20 protein-coding genes are annotated in these 22,677 nt (G+C 70.4%); 13 read left to right on the forward strand and 7 right to left on the reverse strand.

All coding sequences use genetic code 11. From position 1 onward, the window contains the following. Window positions 1–33: 33 nt before the first annotated feature. The 4 genes from ACFYMC_RS20590 (at window position 34) to ACFYMC_RS20605 (ending at window position 2,716) form a co-directional block, all read left to right on the forward strand. A complete protein-coding gene (locus ACFYMC_RS20590) occupies window positions 34–672 on the forward strand; it encodes an AIM24 family protein (protein WP_388527182.1) in 639 nt (212 codons plus the stop codon). Further along, entirely contained in the window at window positions 672–1,322 is a 651-nt protein-coding gene (locus ACFYMC_RS20595; protein ID WP_388527185.1) for an AIM24 family protein, read from the forward strand. Before ACFYMC_RS20590 ends, ACFYMC_RS20595 begins: the two co-directional genes overlap by 1 nt. Beyond that, window positions 1,319–2,158, forward strand: a complete 840-nt coding sequence (locus ACFYMC_RS20600) for an AIM24 family protein (protein ID WP_388527188.1) — start codon at window positions 1,319–1,321, stop codon at window positions 2,156–2,158. The genes ACFYMC_RS20595 and ACFYMC_RS20600 overlap by 4 nt, the downstream gene beginning before the upstream one ends. A gap of 84 nt (window positions 2,159–2,242) precedes the next feature. Continuing rightward, entirely contained in the window at window positions 2,243–2,716 is a 474-nt protein-coding gene (locus ACFYMC_RS20605; protein WP_388527191.1) for a MarR family winged helix-turn-helix transcriptional regulator, read from the forward strand. 89 nt (window positions 2,717–2,805) lie between these two features. Here ACFYMC_RS20605 and meaB read toward each other — a convergent pair whose 3' ends face one another. Both meaB and ACFYMC_RS20615 read right to left on the reverse strand, forming a co-directional pair. Next, the gene (gene meaB, locus ACFYMC_RS20610) at window positions 2,806–3,765 is read right to left on the reverse strand and encodes a methylmalonyl Co-A mutase-associated GTPase MeaB (RefSeq protein WP_388527194.1); all 960 of its coding nucleotides are present in this window, start codon (window positions 3,763–3,765) and stop codon (window positions 2,806–2,808) included. A gap of 77 nt (window positions 3,766–3,842) precedes the next feature. Continuing rightward, the gene (locus tag ACFYMC_RS20615) at window positions 3,843–5,045 is read right to left on the reverse strand and encodes an acetyl-CoA C-acetyltransferase (RefSeq protein WP_388527197.1); all 1,203 of its coding nucleotides are present in this window, start codon (window positions 5,043–5,045) and stop codon (window positions 3,843–3,845) included. 135 nt (window positions 5,046–5,180) lie between these two features. Between ACFYMC_RS20615 and mce the strand changes: the two genes are divergently transcribed. The 7 genes from mce to ACFYMC_RS20650 all read left to right on the forward strand — a co-directional run bounded on the left by mce (window position 5,181) and on the right by ACFYMC_RS20650 (window position 15,141). Beyond that, window positions 5,181–5,645 (forward strand): methylmalonyl-CoA epimerase, encoded by a 465-nt coding sequence (mce, locus tag ACFYMC_RS20620; protein ID WP_388527200.1) that lies wholly within the window; start codon window positions 5,181–5,183, stop codon window positions 5,643–5,645. A gap of 188 nt (window positions 5,646–5,833) precedes the next feature. After that, complete coding sequence (gene scy, locus ACFYMC_RS20625) at window positions 5,834–10,162, forward strand: polarized growth protein Scy (protein ID WP_388527203.1); 4,329 nt, start codon at window positions 5,834–5,836, stop codon at window positions 10,160–10,162. A 115-nt stretch (window positions 10,163–10,277) separates the two neighbouring features. After that, on the forward strand, window positions 10,278–11,216 hold the full coding sequence (locus ACFYMC_RS20630) for a cellulose-binding protein (protein ID WP_388527205.1): 939 nt from the start codon (window positions 10,278–10,280) through the stop codon (window positions 11,214–11,216). Window positions 11,217–11,308: 92 nt separating this feature from the next. Further along, entirely contained in the window at window positions 11,309–12,295 is a 987-nt protein-coding gene (locus tag ACFYMC_RS20635; protein ID WP_388527207.1) for an ABC transporter ATP-binding protein, read from the forward strand. After that, a complete protein-coding gene (locus ACFYMC_RS20640) occupies window positions 12,292–13,071 on the forward strand; it encodes an ABC transporter permease (RefSeq protein WP_388527210.1) in 780 nt (259 codons plus the stop codon). The genes ACFYMC_RS20635 and ACFYMC_RS20640 overlap by 4 nt, the downstream gene beginning before the upstream one ends. Before the next feature lie 115 nt (window positions 13,072–13,186). Further along, the gene (locus ACFYMC_RS20645) at window positions 13,187–14,302 is read left to right on the forward strand and encodes an ABC transporter ATP-binding protein (protein WP_388527213.1); all 1,116 of its coding nucleotides are present in this window, start codon (window positions 13,187–13,189) and stop codon (window positions 14,300–14,302) included. Next, entirely contained in the window at window positions 14,302–15,141 is an 840-nt protein-coding gene (locus tag ACFYMC_RS20650) for an ABC transporter permease (RefSeq protein ID WP_388527216.1), read from the forward strand. Before ACFYMC_RS20645 ends, ACFYMC_RS20650 begins: the two co-directional genes overlap by 1 nt. Before the next feature lie 33 nt (window positions 15,142–15,174). Here the strand turns inward: ACFYMC_RS20650 and ACFYMC_RS20655 are convergent, their stop codons facing one another. Then, window positions 15,175–15,501 (reverse strand): ATP/GTP-binding protein, encoded by a 327-nt coding sequence (locus tag ACFYMC_RS20655; RefSeq protein WP_388527219.1) that lies wholly within the window; start codon window positions 15,499–15,501, stop codon window positions 15,175–15,177. A gap of 233 nt (window positions 15,502–15,734) precedes the next feature. Here ACFYMC_RS20655 and ACFYMC_RS20660 point away from each other — a divergent pair, with 233 nt between their 5' ends. Next, complete coding sequence (locus tag ACFYMC_RS20660) at window positions 15,735–16,766, forward strand: LLM class flavin-dependent oxidoreductase (protein ID WP_388527222.1); 1,032 nt, start codon at window positions 15,735–15,737, stop codon at window positions 16,764–16,766. Between the two features lie 255 nt (window positions 16,767–17,021). Here the strand turns inward: ACFYMC_RS20660 and ACFYMC_RS20665 are convergent, their stop codons facing one another. Then, on the reverse strand, window positions 17,022–17,414 hold the full coding sequence (locus ACFYMC_RS20665; RefSeq protein ID WP_388527225.1) for an SCO5389 family protein: 393 nt from the start codon (window positions 17,412–17,414) through the stop codon (window positions 17,022–17,024). 216 nt (window positions 17,415–17,630) lie between these two features. Between ACFYMC_RS20665 and nucS the strand changes: the two genes are divergently transcribed. Then, complete coding sequence (nucS, locus tag ACFYMC_RS20670) at window positions 17,631–18,302, forward strand: endonuclease NucS (RefSeq protein ID WP_388527228.1); 672 nt, start codon at window positions 17,631–17,633, stop codon at window positions 18,300–18,302. Window positions 18,303–18,435: 133 nt separating this feature from the next. On the opposite strand, the gene ACFYMC_RS20675 is transcribed toward nucS, so the two are convergent. From ACFYMC_RS20675 to ACFYMC_RS20685, 3 genes are all read right to left on the reverse strand, one after another. Next, window positions 18,436–20,997, reverse strand: coding sequence for an ATP-binding protein (locus tag ACFYMC_RS20675; protein WP_388527230.1), 2,562 nt, complete (start codon window positions 20,995–20,997; stop codon window positions 18,436–18,438). 150 nt (window positions 20,998–21,147) lie between these two features. Continuing rightward, complete coding sequence (locus ACFYMC_RS20680) at window positions 21,148–21,471, reverse strand: STAS domain-containing protein (protein ID WP_388527233.1); 324 nt, start codon at window positions 21,469–21,471, stop codon at window positions 21,148–21,150. Window positions 21,472–21,662: 191 nt separating this feature from the next. Further along, window positions 21,663–22,511 (reverse strand): 3-hydroxyacyl-CoA dehydrogenase family protein, encoded by an 849-nt coding sequence (locus ACFYMC_RS20685; RefSeq protein ID WP_388527235.1) that lies wholly within the window; start codon window positions 22,509–22,511, stop codon window positions 21,663–21,665. Between the last annotated feature and the right edge of the window lie 166 nt (window positions 22,512–22,677).

The following is a 22,677-nucleotide window of genomic DNA, read 5'->3' on the forward strand; positions in this document are numbered from 1 at the left end:
TCGGGTGCACGCGGGGCCTATACCGTCTTGCCCGTGGCTCAGTTCCGACTCCAAGGCAGCAAGGTGCTGGCCGTCGACCTGACCGGGGACGCCGTCAAAGCGAAGAACGGCTCCATGGTCGCGTACGACGGGCAGATGGCCTTCAAGAAGATGACCGGCGGCGGTGAGGGCATCCGGGGGATGGTGACCCGCCGCCTGACCGGCGAACAGATGACGATGATGGAGGTGCGCGGCAACGGCACCTGTTTCTTCGCCGACCGGGCGAGCGAGATCAACCTGGTCAACCTCCACGGGGACAAGCTCTACGTCGAGTCCAGCAACCTGCTGTGCACGGACGGTGGGCTGCGCACCGGCACCACCTTCACCGGCCTGCGCGGCGGAGCGACGGGCAACGGCCTGTTCACCACCACCGTGGAGGGCAACGGGCAGGCCGCGATCATGTCGGACGGCCCGGCCGTGGTGCTGCGGGTGAGCGCCCAGTACCCGCTCTCGGTGGACCCGGGCGCCTACATCGCGCACACCGGGAACCTCCAGCAGCACTTCCAGTCGGGTGTGAACTTCCGCACCCTGATGGGCGAGGGTTCCGGCGAGGCCTTCCAGATCCGTTTCGAGGGCGAGGGGCTCGTGTACGTCCAGCCGAGTGAGCGCAACACCATCGGGGGGGACGTGTAGTGCCGTTCCGTGAGATCAACTCGAAGATGGTCGAGGCCCAGGTGGTGCCCGGTCAGAAGCTGTACAGCCAGCGCGGCGCCATGCTCGCCTACCGCGGCGAGGTCTCCTTCACCCCGGACATCTCCGGCGGGCAGGGGGGCGTCATGGGGATGATCGGCCGGCGGGTGACCAACGAGCAGACTCCGCTGATGTCCGTGGAAGGCAGCGGGACGGTGATGTTCGGGCACGGCGGTCACCACATCCAGGTGATCCAGCTCGCGGGCGACACCCTCTACGTGGAGGCCGACCGGCTGCTGGCCTTCGACGGCACCCTCCAGCAGGGGACCATGTTCATGGGTTCGCAGGGTGGCGTGATGGGCATGGTGCGCGGCCAGGTCACCGGCCAGGGCCTGTTCACCACGACCCTGAAGGGCCACGGCTCGGTGGCGGTGATGGCCCACGGCGGGGTGATCGAGCTGCCGATCTCACCGCAGCGGCCGGTCCACGTGGACCCGCAGGCGTACGTCGCCCATCACGGCGAGGTGCGCAACAAGCTGTCCACCGCGCTCGGCTGGCGCGACATGGTGGGACGCGGTTCGGGCGAGGCGTTCCAGTTGGAGCTCTCGGGCCAGGGAGCCGTCTACGTACAGGCCTCGGAGGAGAAGCTGTGAACCACGGCCCAGGATTCGGCCCGGCCCCCGTCCTCGGCCCGGGGGCCCCGACGGTCTTCGACCCGTACAGCCTGCCTTCGGACGACAACGTCAATTCGTACACCTTCTGCGTGGAGCTCAAAGGGAGCCAGTGGTTCCTACAGAAGGGCAAGATGATCGCCTACTACGGGCGCATCGACTTCAACGGGATCGGCAACGGCCGGTTCGACCGACTGCTGCGCACCAGCTTCCACTCCCCGTTGCACGCCAGTGACTGGGTGGTCGCCGAGGGGCAGGGCAAGATGCTGCTCGCGGACCGCGCCTTCGACGTGAACTCCTACGACCTGGACGAGGGGAACCTGACGATCCGCGCCGGGAACCTGCTGGCCTACCAGCCCTCGCTCGCCCTGAAACAGTCGATCGTGCCGGGATTCCTCACGCTCATCGGGACCGGAAAGTTCGTCGCCGCCTCCAACGGGCCGGTGGTCTTCATGGAGCCCCCGCTGCGGGTGGATCCGCAGGCGCTGGTGGGTTGGGCCGACTGCCCCTCCCCCTGCCACCATTACGATCATGGCTATATGTCGGGGGTCCTGGGCGGGTTGCGGCAGCTGACCGGACTGGGTGGCGCCTCGGGCGAGGAACACCAGTTCGAGTTCGTCGGGGCCGGGACGGTGCTGCTCCAGTCAACGGAAACGCTGATGGCAGAGCAGCCGGTGGGGCAGATCGGCGCGGAGCCAGGCGTTCCAGGTGCTGGACACGGGGGGCACGGACCTGGTGCCGGGGGGCAGTATGGAGCGGGCGGCGCACCGCGCCTTCCCGGCCAACTCGGGGATCTCCAGCGCCGTTTCGGCCTGTGACCGTTAATCTGCGGAGGGTGATGCATACGCATATGCACCCCGCACTTTTTATACGCAATTCAACTTCTTAGGTAGAGTCCTTGTATGGAGACTGACACCGCCACCCGCTGGCTGAGCGACACCGAGCAGATCGCGTGGCGCACCCACCTGGACGTCAGCAGACTGCTGATGCACCAGTTGGAAAAGGACCTCCAGCCCTTCGGACTGACCAACAACGACTACGAGATCCTGGTCAACCTCTCGGAGTCGGAGGAGCTGCGGATGCGCATGAGCGACCTCGCCGCGGCCACGCTCCAGTCCAAGAGCCGGCTGTCCCACCAGATCACCCGGATGGAGAACGCCGGGTTGGTGCGTCGGGTCAACTGCGAGTCCGACCGGCGCGGCCTGTTCGCCGTACTCACCGAAGAGGGCATGGAGACCATGCGCAAGGTCGCTCCGCACCACGTGGCCTCTGTGCGCCGGCACTTCATCGACCTGCTCGACGGACCCGCGCTGGCCGACCTCCAGGCTTCGCTGAGCCCGGTCGCCCGCCACCTGCGCGAGACCCGCAAGGGCTGAGGGCAGGCCCCGGACACCACGCGGCCAGCCCGGTACCCGCCGACCGCAGGTCGACGGGTACCGGGCTCGTCGCTGCGCCGCGGCGGCCCTCAGGCCTCGGTGAGGCTCGCGATCAGCTCGTCCGCGGCGGCGTACGGGTCAAGGGTGCCGCCGGCGACCCGTACGGCGAGGGCGTCCAGATGCCGGTCCCCGTGCAGATCGCCGATCCGGGCCCGCAGCGCCGTCACCGCGATCGTCTCGACCTCGCGTGCCGCCCGCGCGGCACGACGCTGGCCGAGGACCGCGTGTTCCTCCATCCAGGCCCGGTGCTTCTCCAGGGCCTCGACCACCTCGTCGATCCCCTCCGAACGGGCCGCGACGGTCTTGACGATCGGCGGGCGCCAGTCGCCGGGAGCCCGCGCCTCGCCGAGCCCCAGCATGTGGTTCAGCTCTCGGGCGGTGGCGTCGGCACCGTCCCGGTCGGCCTTGTTGACCACGTACACGTCGCCGATCTCCAAGATGCCCGCCTTGGCGGCCTGGATGCCGTCGCCCATGCCTGGGGCCAGCAGCACGACCGAGGTGTCCGCCTGGGAGGCGATCTCCACCTCCGACTGCCCCACCCCGACCGTCTCCACCAGGACCACGTCACAGCCGGCCGCGTCCAGCACCCGGATCGCCTGCGGAGCGGCCCAGGCGAGCCCCCCCAGATGACCGCGGGTCGCCATCGAGCGGATGTAGACCCCGGGATCGGAGGCGTGGTCCGACATCCGGACCCGGTCTCCCAACAACGCGCCGCCGGAGAACGGCGAGGACGGGTCCACCGCCAGCACCCCGACCCGCTTGCCGGCCCGCCGGTAAGCGGTGACCAGGGCCGAGGTCGAGGTGGACTTGCCGACGCCGGGCGAACCTGTCAGGCCCACCACGTACGCGTTCCCGGTGAGCGGCGCGAGGGCCGCCATCACCTCGCGCAGCTGCGGTGACGCCCCCTCCACCAGTGAGATCAGCCGGGCCACCGCCCGGGGTTTGCCCTCACGGGCCTGTTCCACCAGCTGGGGGACGTCCACCGTCATGCGCTCTGCGCTCCTTGGACTCGTACGGTTCTAGCGGTGTTCGGTCGGGGACCCGCCGGGGCGGGGCCGGGCGGGGCTCAGGCCTTGTGCACGCGCAGGATCAGCGCGTCACCCTGGCCACCACCACCGCACAGGGCCGCCGCGCCGACGCCGCCGCCACGCCGCTTGAGCTCCAGAGCGAGGTGCAGCACCACCCGGGCACCGGACATTCCGATGGGGTGGCCCAGGGCGATCGCGCCACCGTTGACGTTCACCTTTTCCGGGTCGACGCCCAGGTCCTTCATTGACTGCACGGCCACCGCGGCGAAGGCCTCGTTGATCTCCACGAGGTCGAGGTCGGAGACCTCCAGGCCGTCCTTCTTCAAGGCGTGCGCGATGGCGTTGGACGGCTGGGACTGCAGCGAGTTGTCGGGGCCGGCCACGTTGCCGTGCGCACCGATCTCGGCGATCCACTCCAGGCCCAGTTCCTCGGCCTTCGCCTTGCTCATCACCACGACGGCGGCGGCGCCGTCGGAGATCTGCGAGGAGGTGCCCGCAGTGATCGTGCCGTCCTTGCTGAAGGCCGGACGCAGCTTGCCGAGGGACTCGGCGGTGGTCTCCGGACGGATGCCCTCGTCCTGGGTGAACAGCACCGGGTCGCCCTTGCGCTGCGGAATCTCCACCGGCGTGATCTCCGCCTCGAACAGACCGTTCTTCTGCGCGGCGGCGGCCCGCTGGTGGGAACGGGCGGCGAACTCGTCCTGCGGGGCCCGCTCGATGCCCAGGCGGGTGTTGTGCTTCTCCGTGGACTCGCCCATGGCGATGTTCTCGAAGGCGTCGGTCAGGCCGTCGTGGGCCATCGCGTCGAGCATCTGGACGGCGCCGTACTTGTAGCCCTCACGGGACTTGGGCAGCAGGTGCGGGGCGTTGGTCATCGACTCCTGACCGCCGGCCACCACGATGTCGAACTCGCCGGCACGGATCAGCTGGTCCGCGAGCGCGATCGCGTCGAGACCGGACAGGCACACCTTGTTGATCGTCAGCGCCGGAACGTTCATCGGGATGCCGGCCTTGACCGCGGCCTGGCGGGCGGGGATCTGGCCGGCGCCGGCCTGGAGCACCTGGCCCATGATCACGTACTGGACCTGGTCACCGGAGATCCCGGCCCGGTCCAGCGCCGCCTTGATGGCGAAGCCGCCCAGGTCGGCGCCCGAGAAGGACTTCAGCGAGCCGAGCAGCCGCCCCATGGGCGTGCGGGCCCCTGCGACGATCACCGAAGTCGTGCTGTTCGTTGCGGACATGAGGCACAGCCCCTTGGGATGAGGAGTGAACGAGGGTTTACCTGAATGTACTGAGCGGTATGCCGGCCGTCACCGGTCGTCCGGTGTGATCGCGCGCACGTTGCGTTACGACCTCCGGAGCGCTGCACTGGGAACATGCTGACGCGAATCGATCACATCGGGATCGCCTGTTTCGACCTCGACAAGACTGTCGAGTTCTACCGTGCCACGTACGGCTTCGAGGTGTTCCACACCGAAGTCAACGAGGAGCAGGGCGTACGGGAGGCCATGCTCAAGATCAACGAGACCTCCGACGGCGGCGCCTCCTACCTCCAGCTCCTCGAACCCACCCGGGAGGACTCCGCGGTCGGCAAGTGGCTGGCCAAGAACGGCGAAGGCGTCCACCACATCGCCTTCGGCACCGCCGACGTGGACGCCGATGCCCAGTCCATCCGCGACAAGGGCGTCCGGGTCCTCTACGAAGAGCCCCGGATCGGATCCATGGGGTCCCGCATCACTTTCCTGCACCCCAAGGACTGCCACGGGGTACTCACCGAACTCGTCACCTCCAAGTCCGGGCCCGAAGCGGAGCCGAGGACCACGGACCACCCCGAGCACTGACCGCCGCTTTCCCCGGCCGGTAGAGTGGCGGTCGGCTCGGCCGGGGTTCGGTGCGGATAAGCGGGGTCTGGGGCCTGTGACCCCCGTCCCGGCTGGAATCTGACACCATTCCCCCGGGGCGCCGTTCAGCGGGCGGACGGTGCTCGTTGGGAGAGAGCTTGCGACCAGGGGACGGATGGGACCGCGCTGTGCGGGGCTACGAAAGCCAGGAGAGTCATCAGCCTGAGGCCGACCATCTCTCGCGCTTCGAGGCTGAGATGGAGCGGCTGAAGAAGGAGCGCGGGAAGGCCGTCCAGCACGCCGAGGACCTGGGCTACCAGGTCGAGGTGCTGCGCGCCAAGCTCCATGAGGCACGTCGCGCTCTCGCGTCCCGCCCCGCCTATGACACGGCGGACATCGGCTACCAGGCCGAACAGCTGCTGCGTAACGCCCAGATCCAGGCCGACCAGATGCGCAGCGACGCCGAACACGAGCTGCGCGACGTACGGGCACAGACCCAGCGGATCCTCCAGGAGCACGCCGAGCACCAGGCCCGCCTCCAGGCCGAGCTGCACACCGAGGCCGTCACCCGCCGCCAGCAGCTCGACCAGGAGCTGGCCGAACGCCGCCAGAGCGTCGAGGCGCACGTCAACGAGAACGTGGCCTGGGCCGAGCAGCTGAGAGCCCGCACCGAGGCGCAGGCCCGCCGGCTGATGGAGGAGTCCCGCACCGAGGCGGAGCAGTCGCTGGCCACCGCGCGAGCCGAAGCCACCCGGGTGGTGGAGGAGTCCCGTCGTCGGCTGAGCGCCGAAGCGGAGGCAGCCCGCGGCGAAGCCGAAGCGCTGCTGCTGCGGGCCCGCAAGGACGCCGAGCGGCTGCTGAACGCCGCGTCCACGCAGGCCCAGGAAGCCACCGCGCACGCCGAGCAGTTGCGTTCGGCCAGTGCGGGCGAGGCCGAGCAGACCAGGCAGCAGACGGCCGAGTTGAACAGGGTCGCCGAGTCCCGCATCCAGGAGGCCGACCTCGCGCTGCGTGAAGCGCGCATCCAGGCCGAGAAGGTGCTGACCGAGGCCAAGGACTCCGCCGCCAAGCAGCTGAGCACCGCCGAATCGGTCAACGAACAGCGCACCCGGACCGCCAAGGCCGAGATCGCCCGGCTGGTCGGCGAAGCCACCAAGGATGCCGAGGCACTCAAGGCGGAGGCCGAGCAGGCCCTGGCGGACGCCAAGAACGAGGCCGAACGCCAGATCACGGAAGCAGCCGAGTCGGCGCGGACCCGGGCGGCCGAGGACGCCGCGGCACAGCTTGCGAAGGCCGCGCGGACCGCTGAAGAAGTACTCACCAAGGCCTCCGAGGACGCCCAGGCCACCACCCGCGCCGCCGCCGAGGAGGCCGAGCGGATCCGGCGTGAGGCTCAGGCCGAGGCCGACCGCCTGCAGGCACAGGCCGCGGACACCGCCGAGCAGCTCAAGGGCGCCGCGAAGGACGACACCGAGGAGTACCGCGCCAAGACCGTCGAGCTCCAGGAAGAGGCCCGCCGGCTCCGCGGCGAGGCGGAGCAGCTGCGCGCGGAGGCGGTCGCCGAGGGCGAACGCATCCGCGGCGAGGCGCGGCGCGAGGGTGTCCAGCAGATCGAGGAGGCGGCCAGGACCGCCGAGCAGCTCCTCGGCAAGGCGAAGGCGGACGCGGACGAGCTCAGGGGCAGCGCCAGCGCCGAGAGCGAGCGGGTGCGCGGCGAGGCGATCGAGCGGGCCACGGGCCTGCGCCGTCAGGCCGAGGAGACCTTGGAGCGCACCCGTGCCGAGGCCGAGCGGCTGCGTACGGAGGCCGAGGAGCAGGCCGAGTCGCTGACGGCGCAGGCCGAAGCGTCCTCGCGGGAGCTGCGGGAAGAGGCTGAACGGGCCGTCGCCGCCCGGGAGGCGGAGGCCGCCGAAGGGATCGCCCGGCTCCAGCAGGACGCCCAGCAACGGCTGTCCGCGGCCGAGGACGCCTTGCGTGAGGCCCGGACGGCAGCCGAGGCCATCCGTCGAGAGGCCTCAGAGGAGAGCGAGCGACTGCGCGCGGAGGCGGCAGAGCGTATCCGCACCCTCCAGGCGCAGGCCGAGACCGAGGCGGAGCGGCTCCGCAACGAAGCCGCCGCGGAGGCGGCCACCGCGCGGGCCGAGGGCGAGTCCGTCGGCCTGCGGCTCCAGACCGAAGCCGCCGCGGAAGCGGAGCGACTGAAGTCCGAGGCGCAGGAGAGCGCGGACCGGGTCCGCGCGGAGGCCCGATCGGCTGCCGAGCGGATCGCGGCGGAGGCCGCGGAGACCTTGTCCGCCGCACAGGAGGAAGCCGCCCGCCGCCACCGTGAAGCCGAGGAGACCCTTGGTTCGGCGCGCGAGGAGGCGGACCGCGAGCGGGCCACAGCCCGCGAGCGCAGCGAGGAACTGCTGGCCTCGGCGCGCAAGCGCACCGAAGAGGCTCAGGCCGAGGCCGCCCGCCTGGTGGAGGAGGCGGATTCCCGGGCCAGCGAGTTGGTGTCGGCGGCCGAGGAGTCCGCCCAGTCGATCCGAGAGTCCGTGGCCGGCCTCCAGCAGGCGGCCGAGGAGGAGGTCGCCGCGCTGCGCAGTGGCGCGGAGCACGCGGCGGACCGGGTCCGCACGCAGGCGCAGGAGGAGGCCGAGCGGCTCCGCACGGACGCGAACGCCGAACGGGAGCGGGCGACCGGGGACGCTGAGCGCATCCGTACTGCCGCCCGTGAGGAGACCGAAGCGGCGAAGTCGCTGGCCGAGCGGACGGTGGCGGACGCCATCGCCGAGGCCGAGCGCCTGCGCGGCGACAGCTCGGAGTACGCGCAGCGGGTGCGCACCGAGGCCTCTGACGCGCTCGCGGCTGCCGAGCGGGACGCGGCGCGCACCCGGGCCGACGCCCGTGAGGACGCCAACCGGATCCGGTCCGAGGCAGCCGCCCAGTCCGACCAGCTCGTGGGCACCGCCCGGGAGGAGGCGGAGGCTCTCACCACCCAGACTCTGGAGGCGGTCGAGCTCCAGCAGGCACAGGCCGCGGCCGAGGCGGAGCGGCTGACCAGCGCTGCCACCCAGGCTCTTCAGGACGCGGAGCGCGGCGCAGCGGCGGCACTGGAGGAGGCGCGGGTCGAGGGCGGGCGCGTCATCGGCGAGGCGACGGCGGAAGCCGAGCGGCTGACGGAGCAGACCCGGGCGGCCAACGAACGTACGGTGGGCGAGGCCCGGTCCGAGGCGGAGCGGCTGCGCACCGAGGCGGCGCATGCCTTGGAGGAGGCGCGGGTCGAGGGCGGGCGCGTCATCGGCGAGGCGACGGCGGAAGCCGAGCGGGTCAGTGCGGCTGCCGCCGAGGCGCTGGCCACCGCGGAGCAGGAGTCCGAGCGGACGTTGGACGAGGCGCGGGCCGAGGCGAACCGGTTGCGTACGGAAGCGGCCGAGCAGGCGGACCGCCTCATCACCGAGGCGGTCAAGGAGAGCGAGCGGCTCACGACGGAAACCGCCGCGGCCAACGAACTCACCCTCAGCGAGGCCCAGATGGAGGCCGAGCGGCTTCGCGCCGAGGCCTCCGAGGCGGTCGCCTCGGCTCAGGAGCACGCCCGTCGTACCCGTTCGGAGGCCGATCGGGTCAAGGTGGAGGCGGCTGCCGCGGCTGAGGAGTTGCGCGAGCAGGCCCGCGCCGAGTCCGAGCGGCTGCTCGACGAAGCGCGGGAGTCTGCCAACCAGCGGCGGTCGGAAGCCGCCGAGCAGGTGGACCGACTCATCACGGAGGCGACGAACGAGGCCGAGCAGCTCACGGACGCGGCATTGGAGCAGGCCCAGTCGACCACGCAGACGGCCGAGGAGCAGGCCGACGCGATGATTGCGGCAGCCCGCGAAGAGGCGTCCCGGCTCACCGCGGAGGCCACCGTGGAGGGCAACTCGCTGGTGGAGAAGGCCCGCTCGGACGCGGACGAACTACTGGTCGGCGCCCGCTCGGACGCGACTGCGATAAGGGATCGCGCCGAGGAGATGCGTGCCCGGGTGGAAGGCGAGATCGAGGAACTCCACGACCGGGCCCGCCGGGAGTCGGCCGAGCAGATGAAGTCGGCCGGCGAACGGGTGGACAAACTGGTGAAGGCGGCGACCGAACAGGCCGCCGCCGCCGAGGCCAAGGCCCGCACCATGGTGTCGGACGCGAGCAGCGAGGCCAGCAAGGTCCGTATCGCGGCGGTGAAGAAGGCGGAGCAACTCCTCAAGGAAGCGGAGCAGAAGAAGAGCGAGCTGGTGCGGGAGGCCGAGCGGGTCCACGCCCAGGCGCAGGCCGAGGCTGATGCCCTGCTGGCGGAGGGGCGGCGGGAACTGGAGGTTCTCGTACGTAGGCGCGAGGACATCCAGGCGGAGATCTCCCGTGTCCAGGACGTCCTTGAGGCGTTGGAATCATTCGAAGCGCCTTCTGGTGGCGGAAAGTCGTCGTCGGGCGGTTCGGGTGCGGGCGCTGTCAAGGCCGGCGCAGCGGCGGGATCCACTCGTTCGGGCGGCAAGTCCTCGGAGGGCTAGCCACTCAAAAGGAGTGTCATTCTCCAGATCAAACCTGGAACGGCTCGATGACACGCCGCTTGGGCGCCTAGGATTCCCCTTAACACCTCAGCCGGTCTCATTCGACAGGAACCCCATGAGCGACACTTCCTCCCCCTTCGGCTTCGAGCTCGTGCGGCGTGGTTACGACCGCGGTCAGGTGGATGACCGCATTACCAAGCTCGTCGCCGACCGTGACAGCGCACAGACCCGCATCGGCGCGCTGGAGAAGCGCATCGAAGAGTTGCACCTCGAAACGCAGAATGCACAGGCCCAGGTCAGTGATGCCGAGCCGTCATACGCAGGTCTCGGCGCCCGCGTGGAGAAGATCCTGCGCCTTGCCGAGGAGGAGGCCAAGGACCTGCGTGAGGAGGCCCGTCGGGCCGCGGAACAGCATCGCGAGCTCGCCGAGTCCGCCGCCCAGCAGGTGCGCAACGACGCCGAGTCGTTCGCCGCCGACCGCAAGGCGAAGGCGGAAGACGAGGGCATCCGGATCGTCGAGAAGGCCAAGGGCGATGCCTCCACCCTGCGTGCGGAGGCGCAGAAGGACGCCGCTTCCAAGCGCGAGGAGGCCGATGCGCTGTTCGAGGAGACCCGCGCCAAGGCCGCCCAGGCCGCCGCGGACTTCGAGACCAACCTCGCCAAGCGGCGCGAGCAGTCCGAGCGCGACTTGGCTTCCCGTCAGGCGAAGGCGGAGAAGCGGCTGGCCGAGATCGAGCACCGTGCCGAGCAGCTTCGCCTGGAGGCGGAGAAGCTCCGCACGGACGCCGAGCGCCGGGCCCGTCAGACCGTGGAGACCGCTCAGCGCCAGGCCGAGGACATCGTGGCGGACGCCAACGCCAAGGCGGACCGCATCCGTAGCGAGTCCGAGCGTGAGCTGGCCGCGCTGACCAACCGCCGTGACTCGATCAACGCCCAGCTGACCAACGTCCGCGAGATGCTCGCGACGCTGACCGGGGCCGCGGTGGCCGCGGCCGGCTCCCCGGTCGACGACGAGCCGATCACTCGTGGAGTCCCGGCACAGCAGAGCCGCTAGGGACGCAATGTCCGTCCGCGGACGCGTGCACGGTCAGGGGCCCCTCGTCACTCAGGTGGCGAGGGGCCCCTGGTCGTCCTAGCGTGAACGGCATGATCGAGCTTGAGGCCCTCACGAAGCGTTTTGGTGACAAGACGGCAGTGGACTCCCTCAGCTTCCGCGTCAGCCCGGGGATGGTCACCGGATTCCTGGGGCCGAACGGGGCAGGCAAGTCCACCACGATGCGGATGATGCTCGGCCTCGACCACCCGACGAGCGGGACGGTGCGCATCGACGGCCACCACTACCGTGAACTGGACGAGCCGCTGAGGTACGTGGGTGCGCTGCTGGACGCCAAGGCGATGCACGGCGGGAGGAGCGCCTACAACAACCTGCTGTGTCTGGCCCAGTCCAACCGGATCCCGGCGGCCCGGGTGGCAGAGGTGTTGGACACGGTGGGTTTGACGGCGGTGTCGCGGCAGAAGGCGAAGGGATTCTCGCTCGGCATGGGGCAGCGGTTGGGCATCGCCTCGGCCCTGCTCGGTGACCCTCGGGTGCTGCTCTTCGACGAACCGGTCAACGGCCTCGATCCGGAGGGAATTCACTGGATCCGAAATCTAATGAAAAGTCTGGCCAACGAGGGGAGAACGATCTTCGTTTCTTCTCATCTGATGAGCGAAATGGCCCTGACCGCGGATCATCTGATCGTGATTGGGCAGGGGAGACTCCTGGCCGATACCTCGATGGCTGATTTCATTCAGCAGAACTCACGAAGTTACGTGCGGATCCGCACGCCCGAACAGGAACGTCTCCAGGACGTACTGGCCAACGCCGGAATTCCTGCGGTCAACTCCCGGGACGGCGCTTGGGAGGTGGACTCGATCACCGCCGAGGCCCTGGGCGAGCTGACCGCCGCACACGGCATCGTGCTGCACGAGCTCAGCCCGCAGCAGGCCTCCTTGGAGGAGGCGTTCATGCAGATGACCGCCGGAGCCGTGGAGTACCACGCGCACTCACCCGGTACGCCTGACACATCACCGCCCCCAGCACCAGCCACGCCCTGGGGTGCCCAGTGGCAGCAGAAGGGGGCCGGACGATGACCGCCGTAGCCGCCGTCCTCCAGTCCGAGTGGACCAAGATCCGCACGGTTTCCTCCACCACGTGGACGCTGATCAGCGCCTTCGTGGTGACGGTGGCGCTCAGCGCCGCACTGTGCGCGGTGATGAACGCGCAGTTCGGCAACCTCTCCCCCGTCGAGCGGGCCACCTTCGACCCGACCTTCCTCAGCTTCTCCGGGATGGTGCTCGGGCAACTGGCCATGGTGGTCTTCGGCGTGATGGTGGTGGGCACGGAGTACAGCTCGGGAATGATCCGCACCTCACTGGCCGCGGTGCCGCAGCGGGCCACCTTCCTCTTCAGCAAGATCACGGTAGCCACCGCGCTCGCCCTGGTCATCGGGATGGCGACGAGCTTCCTGTCGTTCTTCCTCGGCCAGGCCCTGCTGGGCGAGCACCGCACCACCATCGGAGCACCCAACGTCCTGCGGGCCGTGGTGGGCGGCGGCCTGTACATGGCACTGATCGCCCTGTTCTCCATGGGCGTGGCCGCGATGTTGCGCAGCTCGATGCTGTCGCTGGGCATCCTGATGCCGTTCTTCTTCCTGGTCTCCCAGATCCTGTCGGCGGTGCCGGGCGCCAAGTCCGTCGCCCGCTACTTCCCGGACCAGGCCGGATCCAAGATCATGCAGGTGGTGCCGGCCGCCCTCGGCGGCGATCCAGCCCCCTACGGGCCTTGGGGCGGTCTGGGGATCATGCTGCTGTGGGTGCTCGCCGCCCTCGCCGGCGGGTACCTGGTTCTCGCACGCCGGGACGCATAGCTGACCGGGGAGTGGAGGCCCGCGGCAGGTACGTGACACAGGCAACCGTCGACCCGGCGCTCACGTCCTTACCCTTGTGAGAGAGAGACGCACCCCGGCCCGGTAAGGAAAGTGCATGATCGAGGCAGTCTGCCTGACGAAGCGCTACGGCGCCAAGACTGCGGTTGACGGGCTTTCCTTCCAGGTCAGGCCCGGCCATGTGACGGGCTTCCTGGGGCCCAACGGCTCCGGCAAGTCCACCACCATGCGCATGATCCTCGGTCTGGACCATCCGACCTCCGGGCAGGTCACGATCAACGGGCTCCCCTTCCGTGAGCTGCCGAACGCCCAGCGTCACGTCGGCGCGCTCCTCGACGCCAAGGCCGTCCACGGCGGACGCAAGGCCCGCCGGCACCTGCTCTCCCTCGCCCAGCTCTCCGGCATTCCCGAGCGGCGCGTGGAGGAGGTCCTCGGCGTCGTGGGCCTGCAGGACGTGGCCGACCGACGCACCAACGGCTTCTCGCTCGGCATGGGCCAGCGGCTTGGGATCGCCGCAGCCCTGCTCGGCGACCCCCGGGTACTGCTCTTCGACGAGCCCGTCAACGGCCTCGACCCCGAGGGCATCCACTGGGTGCGCAACCTGATGCGCAAGCTCGCTGCCGAGGGCCGCACCGTCTTCGTCTCCTCGCACCTGATGAGCGAGATGGCACTGACCGCGGACCACCTCATCGTCATCGGACGTGGCCGGCTCCTCGCCGACATGAGCGTCGCCGAGTTCATCGCCGCGAACTCCGCGGGCTTCGCCCGGGTGCGCGTGCCCGACGACGGGAGCCGGGACCGGGAGCGGCTCGGCAACGTACTCGCCGAGGCCGGTGCCCGGGTCCTCACCGAACCCGACGGTGCACTGCGGGTGACCGCCCTGCCACTGCCCCGGATCAGTGAGCTGGCGCACCGGGCGGGCATCCGACTGTGGGAGCTCTCCCCGCACACCGCCTCGCTGGAGGAGGCGTACATGCGCATGACGCAGGCCGCCGTCGACTACCGCTCGACGGAGGACCCGAAGGCCCAGCTGTGGGAGGAGCACGAGCGGCCGTCTGACGCGGCCACGGATCCGGCCGCCCCGGCGGAGGCCGCGAAACCGCAGCACGGCTGGTTCGCGCCGCCCCCTCCGCAGTCCACCGGGCAGCCCTTCCTCATGCCCGGGCAACCCCGCGACCTGTACGCCGACCAGCGCGACGCCAAGGACACCTGATGGACACCCCGAACCAGCCGACGCCGTCCCCGGTGGCCCCGGCAGGCCCGGAGTACCGTTCGCCGCTGCCCTCGGCCCCTCCTCACCTGGGCCACGCCCTGGCGTCCGAGTGGACCAAGTTCACCTCGCTGCGTTCCACCCTGTGGACTCTGGCCTCGATGGTCGTGATCGTGGTCGCCGTAGGGCTGACCACCGCCTTCCAGACCAGCGCGCAGGACTACTCCAAGGTGCCGTACACCGCTCCGGCCCTGGTCGGCATGATGCTCGGCCAGCTGTGCATCGTCACGCTGGGGGTGCTGGTGATCACCTCTGAGTACGGCACCGGCCTGGTCCGCACCACCTTCACCGCGGCACCCCGAAGGTCCCGGGTGCTCACGGCGAAGTACCTGGTCTTCTCCTCCGCCGCTTTCACCCTGTGCCTGGTGACGGTCACCTTCGTGACGCTGGCCACCCAGCTGATCGTCCCGAACGCCCCGGGGTCCCACCGCGCGGGTGACTGGATGCTCAGCGCTCTCGGCGGCAGCCTGTACGTCACCCTGCTGGGCGTGCTCGGCCTGGCGCTCGGCACCATGCTGCGGCACTCCGCGGGCACTCTCACCACGATGATGGGCGTACTGCTGGGCCCCTTCATGATGTCCGCGATGCTGATGCCCTGGACGGCCACCCAGCCGATCGGTGAGGCGATCTTCCGCTTCAGTCCGCCGGTCGCGCTCTCGCTCCTGTTCGGCATGCCGGTGTCGGGCAGCGGTTCCGGGCTGGGTCAGCTGCTCCTGCTGGTCGTGCTCTGCGGGGCGGCGGTGACGGCCTCGTACGTGGTGCTCCGGCGCCGAGACGTCTGAGCAGGCGGCCGGAGGGCCGCGTGTGCACCAGCTTCAGTAGCGGGGTGCGTTGCGGGAGCGTTGGATCCGTGAGCTACGGCGGTCCCGGGAGTTCCAGCAGGCCTTGTGCCAGTGGCGGCGGTCGTCCACCCCTCCGTAGTCGGGCCAGGCCACGATGTGCGGGGTTGCCGGCGGGATCTCCTGATCGCAGCCCGGGCAGCGGTAGCGCTTGCCCGTGGCGCTTGCTCCGGCGACGTGCCGCACCCGCCATTCCTCGTCCTGCCAGGTCACCGTCTGCTCCAGCCCGAAGCGGTCGGTTCCTGCGCTGTCGCGCTCGCTGGGCTTCTCTCCGCCTCGGGGGCGGTTGTGGCGGGGTGACACGTATACCTCACGGGCGGCCGGTCCGGACGGATTTGCTCCAGCCTACGCGCAGTGGCTCCGGGTGCGCGCAAGGTGGCGCAAGGAAGGGCCAGTTCCACGGGGCGGGAGCCATCTCCGCAAGGAGTAATCCACCGACAATCCCAATAACTTCCTTCCCTGGCCGTGCCCTTGGCACTTGTCAGACGTTAATGACATAGGGGTATGCCGCGTCAGCCAAGAGGAGGCGTGAGGCGATGCGCGTAGGAGCGTTTGTACTTTCGGCCCAGTTCCCGGGCCAGGGGCCGGGCGAGGCACTGCACCGGGCCGTTCGGACGGCAGAGACCGCAGAAGAAGCCGGACTCGACGCCGTCTGGCTCGCGGAGCACCACTTCGTACCGTACGGGGTCTGTCCCTCGGCGGTGACGCTGGCCGCCCTGCTACTGGGGCGAACCCGGCGCCTGCGGGTGGGGACGGCCATCAGCGTGCTTCCGACCACGCACCCGGTCACCCTCGGTGAGCAGGCGGCCCTGTTGCACCTGACCTCGGGCGGCCGGTTCTCGCTCGGCGTGGGCCGCGGCGGGCCGTGGGTGGACCTCGAAGTGTTCGGCTCCGGACTCGCGGCATACGAGGAGGGCTTCCCTGAATCCCTTGACCTGTTGCTGCGCTGGCTCTCCGAGCCACAGGTCGAGGCCACGGGCCGGCGCTACCGGTTCCGTTCCGTGGACGTCGTGCCGAGGCCGGTGGAGGCGCTCGACGGCGGAGCGTCGGGGCCCGAAGTGATCGTGGCCTGCACCTCGCCCAGCTCGGTTCGGTTGGCGGCCGAGCGCGGAGTTCCGATGTTGCTCGGACTGCACTGCGGCGACGAGGAAAAGGCCGAGATGGTGTCGCTGTGGCGCAGGTGCGCTCGCGAGGCCGGGCGTTCGGCGGAGGAGATCGAGGCTGCCGCTCACGTCTCCGCCGGAGTGGTACAGCTCGCCGACCGCGACCACGACGCCGCGGAAGTGCTCCTGAAGGCGATGCCTGGCTGGCTGAGGCAGGGCTTGGACGCCCATGTCACCTTCGACGGCCGGCCCCGCCGCATGCGCGATCCGCTGCCGTACGCCGAGCACCTCTGCCGAATCCACCCGGTCGGGACCCCGAAACTGGCGGTCGATCGGATCGCGGCGACCGCGGAGCGCACCGGCATCACTCGCTTCGCCCTCCTCACCGAGGGCTCCGGCGACCTGGCGGCGACGGAGGAGAACGTACGCCGGCTGGGCGCCGAGGTGCTTCCGGGGCTGCGGTGAGGGCTCCCCGTGTGGATCGAACCGCCCGGGGGGACCGGAGCCCTACCCCGGACGGATGCCAGGTGCGGCCGTGCCGCCCGCTTGTTCCTCGGGCCGCCCGAAGGCCGAAGGACGAGGCGGCTCGCGATCGAGTGCGAGCACGCGACGCCGGCCATCTCGGCAGAACGTCCGCACGCACCCGGCGCGGGCTACTCCACCTTGCGGTGCACCACACCTGACACCTCGCCGCGACCCACCAGGGGTCGGGAGCCGCGGTCAGCAGTCCCTGAGTTCGGGTGACTGGTTGAGCAACTGACCACGGATAGAGGTGAATCGGGCGAGCCGCTCGTCGACCGAGGCGTCGAGCGGGAACACGGCCACTCGGTGACAGTTCTGGAAGGCCAGTCGCACTCCGAAGTGCCGCTGCAGCGCACCGCGTATGGCATCGCTCGCGAGGGCTCGGAGTAGCTGGCCACGCGCCTGCTCGTTGGGCGGCGGCGTCTGGTTGTCGGCGAACTCCCCACCGTCCACCTTCAGTTGTGCCACCAGCGAACTGACCATCTCCCATGCGTAGGGCAGGGAGGTCCGGACGCAGTCGACGAAAGCAGCTTCGTCGACCTCGCCTCGCTCGGCCTGTTCGAGTAGGGCCGGTGAGACGTCGAGCGACATGGGTTCTCCTCTCGCGACCCCGCCAGGCGGGGTCCTACGGGCAGCCAGGAAGGGCGCGACGGCGACACAGCGTGCGCAGTCTGCAACCTCCCGCTTACACGTTAGGCGCGGCGTGGGAACCGCACCAGGAGAATGGACATACAACCGGCCACCAACGAACCGGGTCTTCAGGGGCGAATCGCGTGGAACACTTCGCGTCGAGTAGCGTTGCCGACCATGCGTCTCGTCATCGCCCGCTGCTCCGTCGACTACGCGGGCCGGCTCACCGCCCACCTGCCCTCGGCACCCCGTCTGGTCCTCGTCAAGGCCGACGGCAGTGTCTCGATCCACGCCGATGACCGTGCGTACAAACCCCTCAACTGGATGTCTCCCCCCTGCACCCTCAAGGAGGGGACGGGAGACGATGAGGGCGTCTGGACGGTCATCAACAAAGCAGGCGAGAAACTCATCATCACCATGGAAGAGGTCCTGCACGATTCCTCGCACGAACTGGGTGTGGACCCCGGGCTGATCAAGGACGGCGTGGAGGCGCACCTTCAGGAACTCCTCGCCGACCGCATCGAGACCCTCGGCGAGGGCTACTCCCTGATCCGCCGGGAGTACCCGACGGCCATCGGGCCGGTGGACATCCTGTGTCGGGACGCCGACGGCGCGACCGTGGCCGTGGAGATCAAGCGGCGGGGCGAGATCGACGGGGTGGAGCAGCTGACCCGCTACCTGGAGCTACTCAACCGCGATCCCCATCTGGCCCCGGTACGCGGCGTGTTCGCGGCACAGGAGATCAAACCCCAGGCGAGAGTGCTGGCGACCGACCGCGGTATCGGCTGCGTGGTCTTGGACTACGACGCCCTGCGCGGCATCGAGGACGACAAGCTACGCCTGTTCTAGCTCTCGGCCGGGGCGCGGCGCCGGTGCCGTGGACAGCGCGGCGGGGCGGCCCGGATGCTGGACGTACCTCGTGGGCGCTACCGGAGAGGACCGTGCCCGGGTCCCTTCCGGTAGCGCCCCTTCACCCATGGGCTCAGGTGGCAGCCTGTTCGGCCTCCGAGGAGGCCTCGGTCGCCGTGTCCGCCGGGCTGGACGCCTCCGGAGTCGCCTGCGTCGGCGGTGTCACCGGGGTGGTCTCCACCGGAGGCTTGGCCGAAGTGCTCGGCGTGCCCGTGGGCTCCGTGGCCTTCCCCGTCGGTGATACCGGTGTGGAGGTAGGCGAGGTCACGCCCGAGGAGGGGGTCTTGGAGCCGGCCGAGGCGGACGGCGTGGCGGCGCTCGGCGAGGGACTGCCGCTCGGGATCGCCGAGGGGCTCGTGGAGGCGCTGGCGACGGGGGCGGCGGAGACGGCCGGGACGGCGGGCGTCCGGTCGCGTGTGCCGATGAGTTCCGGGGTGGGCTGCTCCTGCTGCGGTTCGTCCCCGGTGGGGAGCGTGCCCACGCCGTCGTCCCCGGTGACGTACCGGTCGGAGGGGCGACCGCGGGTGGTGTCGCCGTCCGTGTTCATCCCGAGCGCGAGGACCGTACCGAGCACCGCGACCAACAACGCACCGGCAGCGGCAGCCACCACGTTGCGCTCCGAGCCGCCCGTGGAACGCCGCGCCGGGGGGGCTCCTTGCGGACGAGCACCATGGGGGCCCCTGCCCCCCGCGGGCATGGGCGTGGTCCGCCCGGCGCTGCCCGCCCCGCCCCGCCCCGGTACGGGCGGGAGGACCGCCGTGGTGGCGACCTGGTACGGGCGCGGAGCCCCTTGGCCCGGGGGCGACAGTACCGGGGGCATGTCGACGGGGTTGCGCGGCCCGGCCCCCGGCAGCTGCACCCGCGGCGCGGGGACGGGAAGCTCCCCCGAGCGGTCGTCGACCAGGGCGAGGGCGCGGCGGCCGGCGACGGTGCCGCGCCGGTCGGCGAGGGCGCCGCGCATCGCGATGGAGGCATCGAGCTCGACGCGGGCCCGGTCCAACTGCCCCTGACACAGCGCCAGGATTCCCAACTCGTGGTGGAAGTAGGCTTCCTCAGCTACCTGGCCGGACCTGCGCGCGGCTTCCTGGCCGTAGCGCAGGATGCGCTCCCAGGGGCCCCACTGGAGCCCGCCGGCGAAGACCGGCGCGGCAGTGCGGGCCAGCAGCACCGCGGCGCTGGGGCTGGCCTCGTCCGGCTCCGCGACCAGAGCGGACAGAGCGGCGAGGATGGCGTCGGCTTCCGCGAGCACCCGCTCCGGGGTGACCGCGCAGTGCCCGGTCCACCAGGCGTAGTGCTGGGCCACGGCCAGTGCGCGCGCGATGCCTTCCGCGCCGTGTCCGGCCTCCTCCAGTGCGTCGAGAACCCCCGCGGCCAGGCGGTAGTGAGCCCCGGCGGCCGTGATCAGCCCGCTGTCGAGGAGTTCGCCCACGGCGGTGTCGGAGTCGGTGTCGCCGGTGAGTGCGGGCAGGTGCGCGTGGTGCACGACCTCGCCGCCGAGGGCGACCGCGAGGCGAAGAGCCTCCTGGGCGAAGTCGCTCAGTCCCTTGGTGAGTTGGGTGACCGGCGCGGAGCCCTGCGAGGAAGTGGGCAGCGGCACCTCGCCGGGCACCGCATCCAGCGCGGTCCCCTCGAAGACCTCGGGCTCCCGAGCGGACTCGGCGCCCGAGGGCGGCGCGAGGAGCGCGTCACGGGCCCGCAGCAGGGCCGCGGCCTGGACGAAACGCAGCGGCAGGCCCTCCGAGGCGAACCACAGATCGGCGGCCCAGTCCCGTTCGGCCTCCTGCAGAGGGCGTCCGATGGCCTGCTCCAGCATCTCCATGGACGAGAGGCGGTCCAGTCCACCGAGGGGGTATTCCTCCAGCCCGCAGGTGGCGGGTGCGGCAGGAACGGCGGGGGTCGCGGCGAACAGAAAGGCACACTCCGGCGTGGCCAGCAGCAGTTCCTCCAGACCGGAGCCTCCGAACTCCAGGTCGTCCACGACGACGATCGCACCGATACCGCGCAGGGCCGTCTGCAGCTCGGCCCGGTCGGGTCGGTGGTTCGGCGCCTGGTACACCGTGGCGAAGAGCGCGTACAGCAGGTCCGCGGGGCTCTGGCGGTAGCCGCTGAGCCGGACCACGCCGTCGGGTGCCAGCTCGGCGCAGTCGGCGGCGACGGCTTCGAGGAGGCGGCTGCGCCCGGCACCGGAGCTGCCGCACAGCCGCACCGAACGGCCGCGGCCGAGCAGCCGTACCAGTTCGGCCCGCTCTTCGGAACGGCCCAGCAGGGGCGCCTCGGTCACTTCCGGGCCCGGCGGCTTCGGTGGCCGACCAGCGCGCGTGAGCTCGGCGCGGCCGGCGCCGTCGCGCTTCGCGGGTGCGGGCGGCGCGGCGCCGGGACGGTTCGGCTCGATCTCGCTTCCGTCCACCGGGTTGACCAGGACGGTGAAGTCTCCGGAGACCAGCGCGACGGCGCGGACCGGGCCGGCCGCACGGGCGGGGGGTGGGGTGGGCGCGCGCTCCCCGTCGCCCTTCTTCGAGCCCGGCGCCCCCGTTGCGCGGTCGCTCTCCAGTGGACTCCGGCCTGCGGGCACGGGTGTGCCCAGCGCCTTCTCACTCCCTTGGGCATCCTGTCCGCCCCCGGGTATCCGTTCCATGTTTCTCCGCCCCCGTTGCGTTCGTGCACGGCCGCGAGGGTTCACCTTGGGCCGGCGTCCGAACCCTAGACCGAGGCCAGTATCCAGCAAGCACCGGGGTAGCTCCATAGCCGCTGGCGGGGCGGCGCCCGCCAGCGGGGTGCGAGTGGCTCAGACTCGGGGCAGTGACTCCGCCGCCAGGCCACCCTCGATGGCGAGGATGCGGTGCAGTCGGGTGGCCACCAGCAGCCGTTGCATCTGCGGAGGGACCCCGCGCAGCACCAACCGCCGCCCGGTGCGGCCGGCCCGCCGGTGCGCGCCCATGATCACACCCAGCCCGGTGGCGTCCCAGGAGTCGAGCTCGGAGAGGTCCAGGACCAAGTCCCCCGCCCCGTCGTCCAGCGCGGAGTGCAAGACCGTACGGGCGTCCGCCGCGCTACGCACGTCGAGGCGGCCCCCGACAGCGAGTTCGGCGTGGTCGCCCCTGATGTGCATGTGAACTCCCGGCAGTGCTGCGTACGTGTACACGCGATCTCACGTGTGAAGGGCCCGTCGTCGGCAACCCCACCCCAACTGACTGCGAGTGGTGATGAGAAGTTGCCGACTGTGAGCGAACCGATACCAAGTTCACCCCTTCGGGTGAACAGTTCTGCCGCCGAGTGGACCGGAACCCCGCGCCACTCGACTCAGTGCTTGTAGAAGCCCTGACCGCTCTTCCGCCCGATGTCGCCCGCGTCGACCATGCGGCGCATCAGCTCCGGCGGGGCGAACTTCTCGTCCTGCGACTCGGTGTAGATGTTGCTGGTGGCGTGCATCAGGATGTCCACGCCGGTCAGGTCCGCCGTGGCCAGCGGCCCCATGGCGTGGCCGAAGCCAAGCTTGCATGCGATGTCGATGTCCTCGGCGGAGGCCACCCCCGACTCGTACAGTTTGGCAGCTTCAACGACGAGCGCGGAAATCAGACGGGTGGTCACGAAACCGGCGACATCGCGGTTGACGACGATGCAGGTCTTCCCCACGGACTCGGCGAACTCGCGCGCGGTGGCCAGGGTTTCGTCACTGGTCTTGTAGCCGCGGACCAGCTCGCACAGCTGCATCATGGGAACCGGGGAGAAGAAGTGGGTACCGACGACCCGCTCCGGGCGCTTGGTGACGGCCGCGATCTTGGTGATCGGAATGGCCGAGGTGTTCGAGGCGAGCACCGTGTCCTCACGGACGATCTCGTCGAGGCTGCGGAAGATCTCGTGCTTGACCTCCAGCTTCTCGAAGACCGCCTCGACCACGATGTCGGCATCGGCCACGGCGTCCAGCTCGGTGCTGGTGGTGATCCGGGCGAGCGCGGCCTGCGCGTCCTCGGCGGCCAGCTTCCCCTTGGCCACGAACCGGTCGTAGGAAGCCTTGATGCCGTCCGTACCCCGGATCAGCGCCTCCTCGGTGACATCGCGCAGCACCACGTCCCACCCTGCTTGGGCTGATACCTGCGCGATGCCGGACCCCATGAGTCCGGCCCCGATGACGGCGAGCTTCCTGGCCACTGTTCACGCCCCTTTGTGTGTACGGCCCGGTGTCCACGCAATGGACACGACCCTGCTTCCCCGGCGGAGATTAGCGCCCGGGACGGGCCCGTTGGGTGTTTGGAGGCACGCGTCACATCCCAGATGGCGGACATCACACCGCTCGCGGGCCGAGCACCGCTCGCGG

It is taken from the genome of Streptomyces sp. NPDC006879 (assembly GCF_042869595.1).
Lineage (GTDB): Bacteria > Actinomycetota > Actinomycetes > Streptomycetales > Streptomycetaceae > Streptomyces.

What these genes read in the sequence shown, in the direction of transcription:
- ACFYMC_RS20605 (WP_388527191.1), top strand. Translation starts at nt 2,243, where the DNA reads ATGGAGACTGACACCGCCACCCGCTGGCTGAGCGACACCGAGCAGATC.
- meaB (WP_388527194.1), bottom strand. Translation starts at nt 3,765, where the DNA reads ATGACGGTGGACGTCCCCCAGCTGGTGGAACAGGCCCGTGAGGGCAAA.
- ACFYMC_RS20615 (WP_388527197.1), bottom strand. Translation starts at nt 5,045, where the DNA reads ATGTCCGCAACGAACAGCACGACTTCGGTGATCGTCGCAGGGGCCCGC.
- mce (WP_388527200.1), top strand. Translation starts at nt 5,181, where the DNA reads ATGCTGACGCGAATCGATCACATCGGGATCGCCTGTTTCGACCTCGAC.
- ACFYMC_RS20630 (WP_388527205.1), top strand. Translation starts at nt 10,278, where the DNA reads ATGAGCGACACTTCCTCCCCCTTCGGCTTCGAGCTCGTGCGGCGTGGT.
- ACFYMC_RS20635 (WP_388527207.1), top strand. Translation starts at nt 11,309, where the DNA reads ATGATCGAGCTTGAGGCCCTCACGAAGCGTTTTGGTGACAAGACGGCA.
- ACFYMC_RS20640 (WP_388527210.1), top strand. Translation starts at nt 12,292, where the DNA reads ATGACCGCCGTAGCCGCCGTCCTCCAGTCCGAGTGGACCAAGATCCGC.
- ACFYMC_RS20645 (WP_388527213.1), top strand. Translation starts at nt 13,187, where the DNA reads ATGATCGAGGCAGTCTGCCTGACGAAGCGCTACGGCGCCAAGACTGCG.
- ACFYMC_RS20650 (WP_388527216.1), top strand. Translation starts at nt 14,302, where the DNA reads ATGGACACCCCGAACCAGCCGACGCCGTCCCCGGTGGCCCCGGCAGGC.
- ACFYMC_RS20660 (WP_388527222.1), top strand. Translation starts at nt 15,735, where the DNA reads ATGCGCGTAGGAGCGTTTGTACTTTCGGCCCAGTTCCCGGGCCAGGGG.
- ACFYMC_RS20665 (WP_388527225.1), bottom strand. Translation starts at nt 17,414, where the DNA reads ATGTCGCTCGACGTCTCACCGGCCCTACTCGAACAGGCCGAGCGAGGC.
- nucS (WP_388527228.1), top strand. Translation starts at nt 17,631, where the DNA reads ATGCGTCTCGTCATCGCCCGCTGCTCCGTCGACTACGCGGGCCGGCTC.
- ACFYMC_RS20675 (WP_388527230.1), bottom strand. Translation starts at nt 20,997, where the DNA reads ATGGAACGGATACCCGGGGGCGGACAGGATGCCCAAGGGAGTGAGAAG.
- ACFYMC_RS20680 (WP_388527233.1), bottom strand. Translation starts at nt 21,471, where the DNA reads ATGCACATCAGGGGCGACCACGCCGAACTCGCTGTCGGGGGCCGCCTC.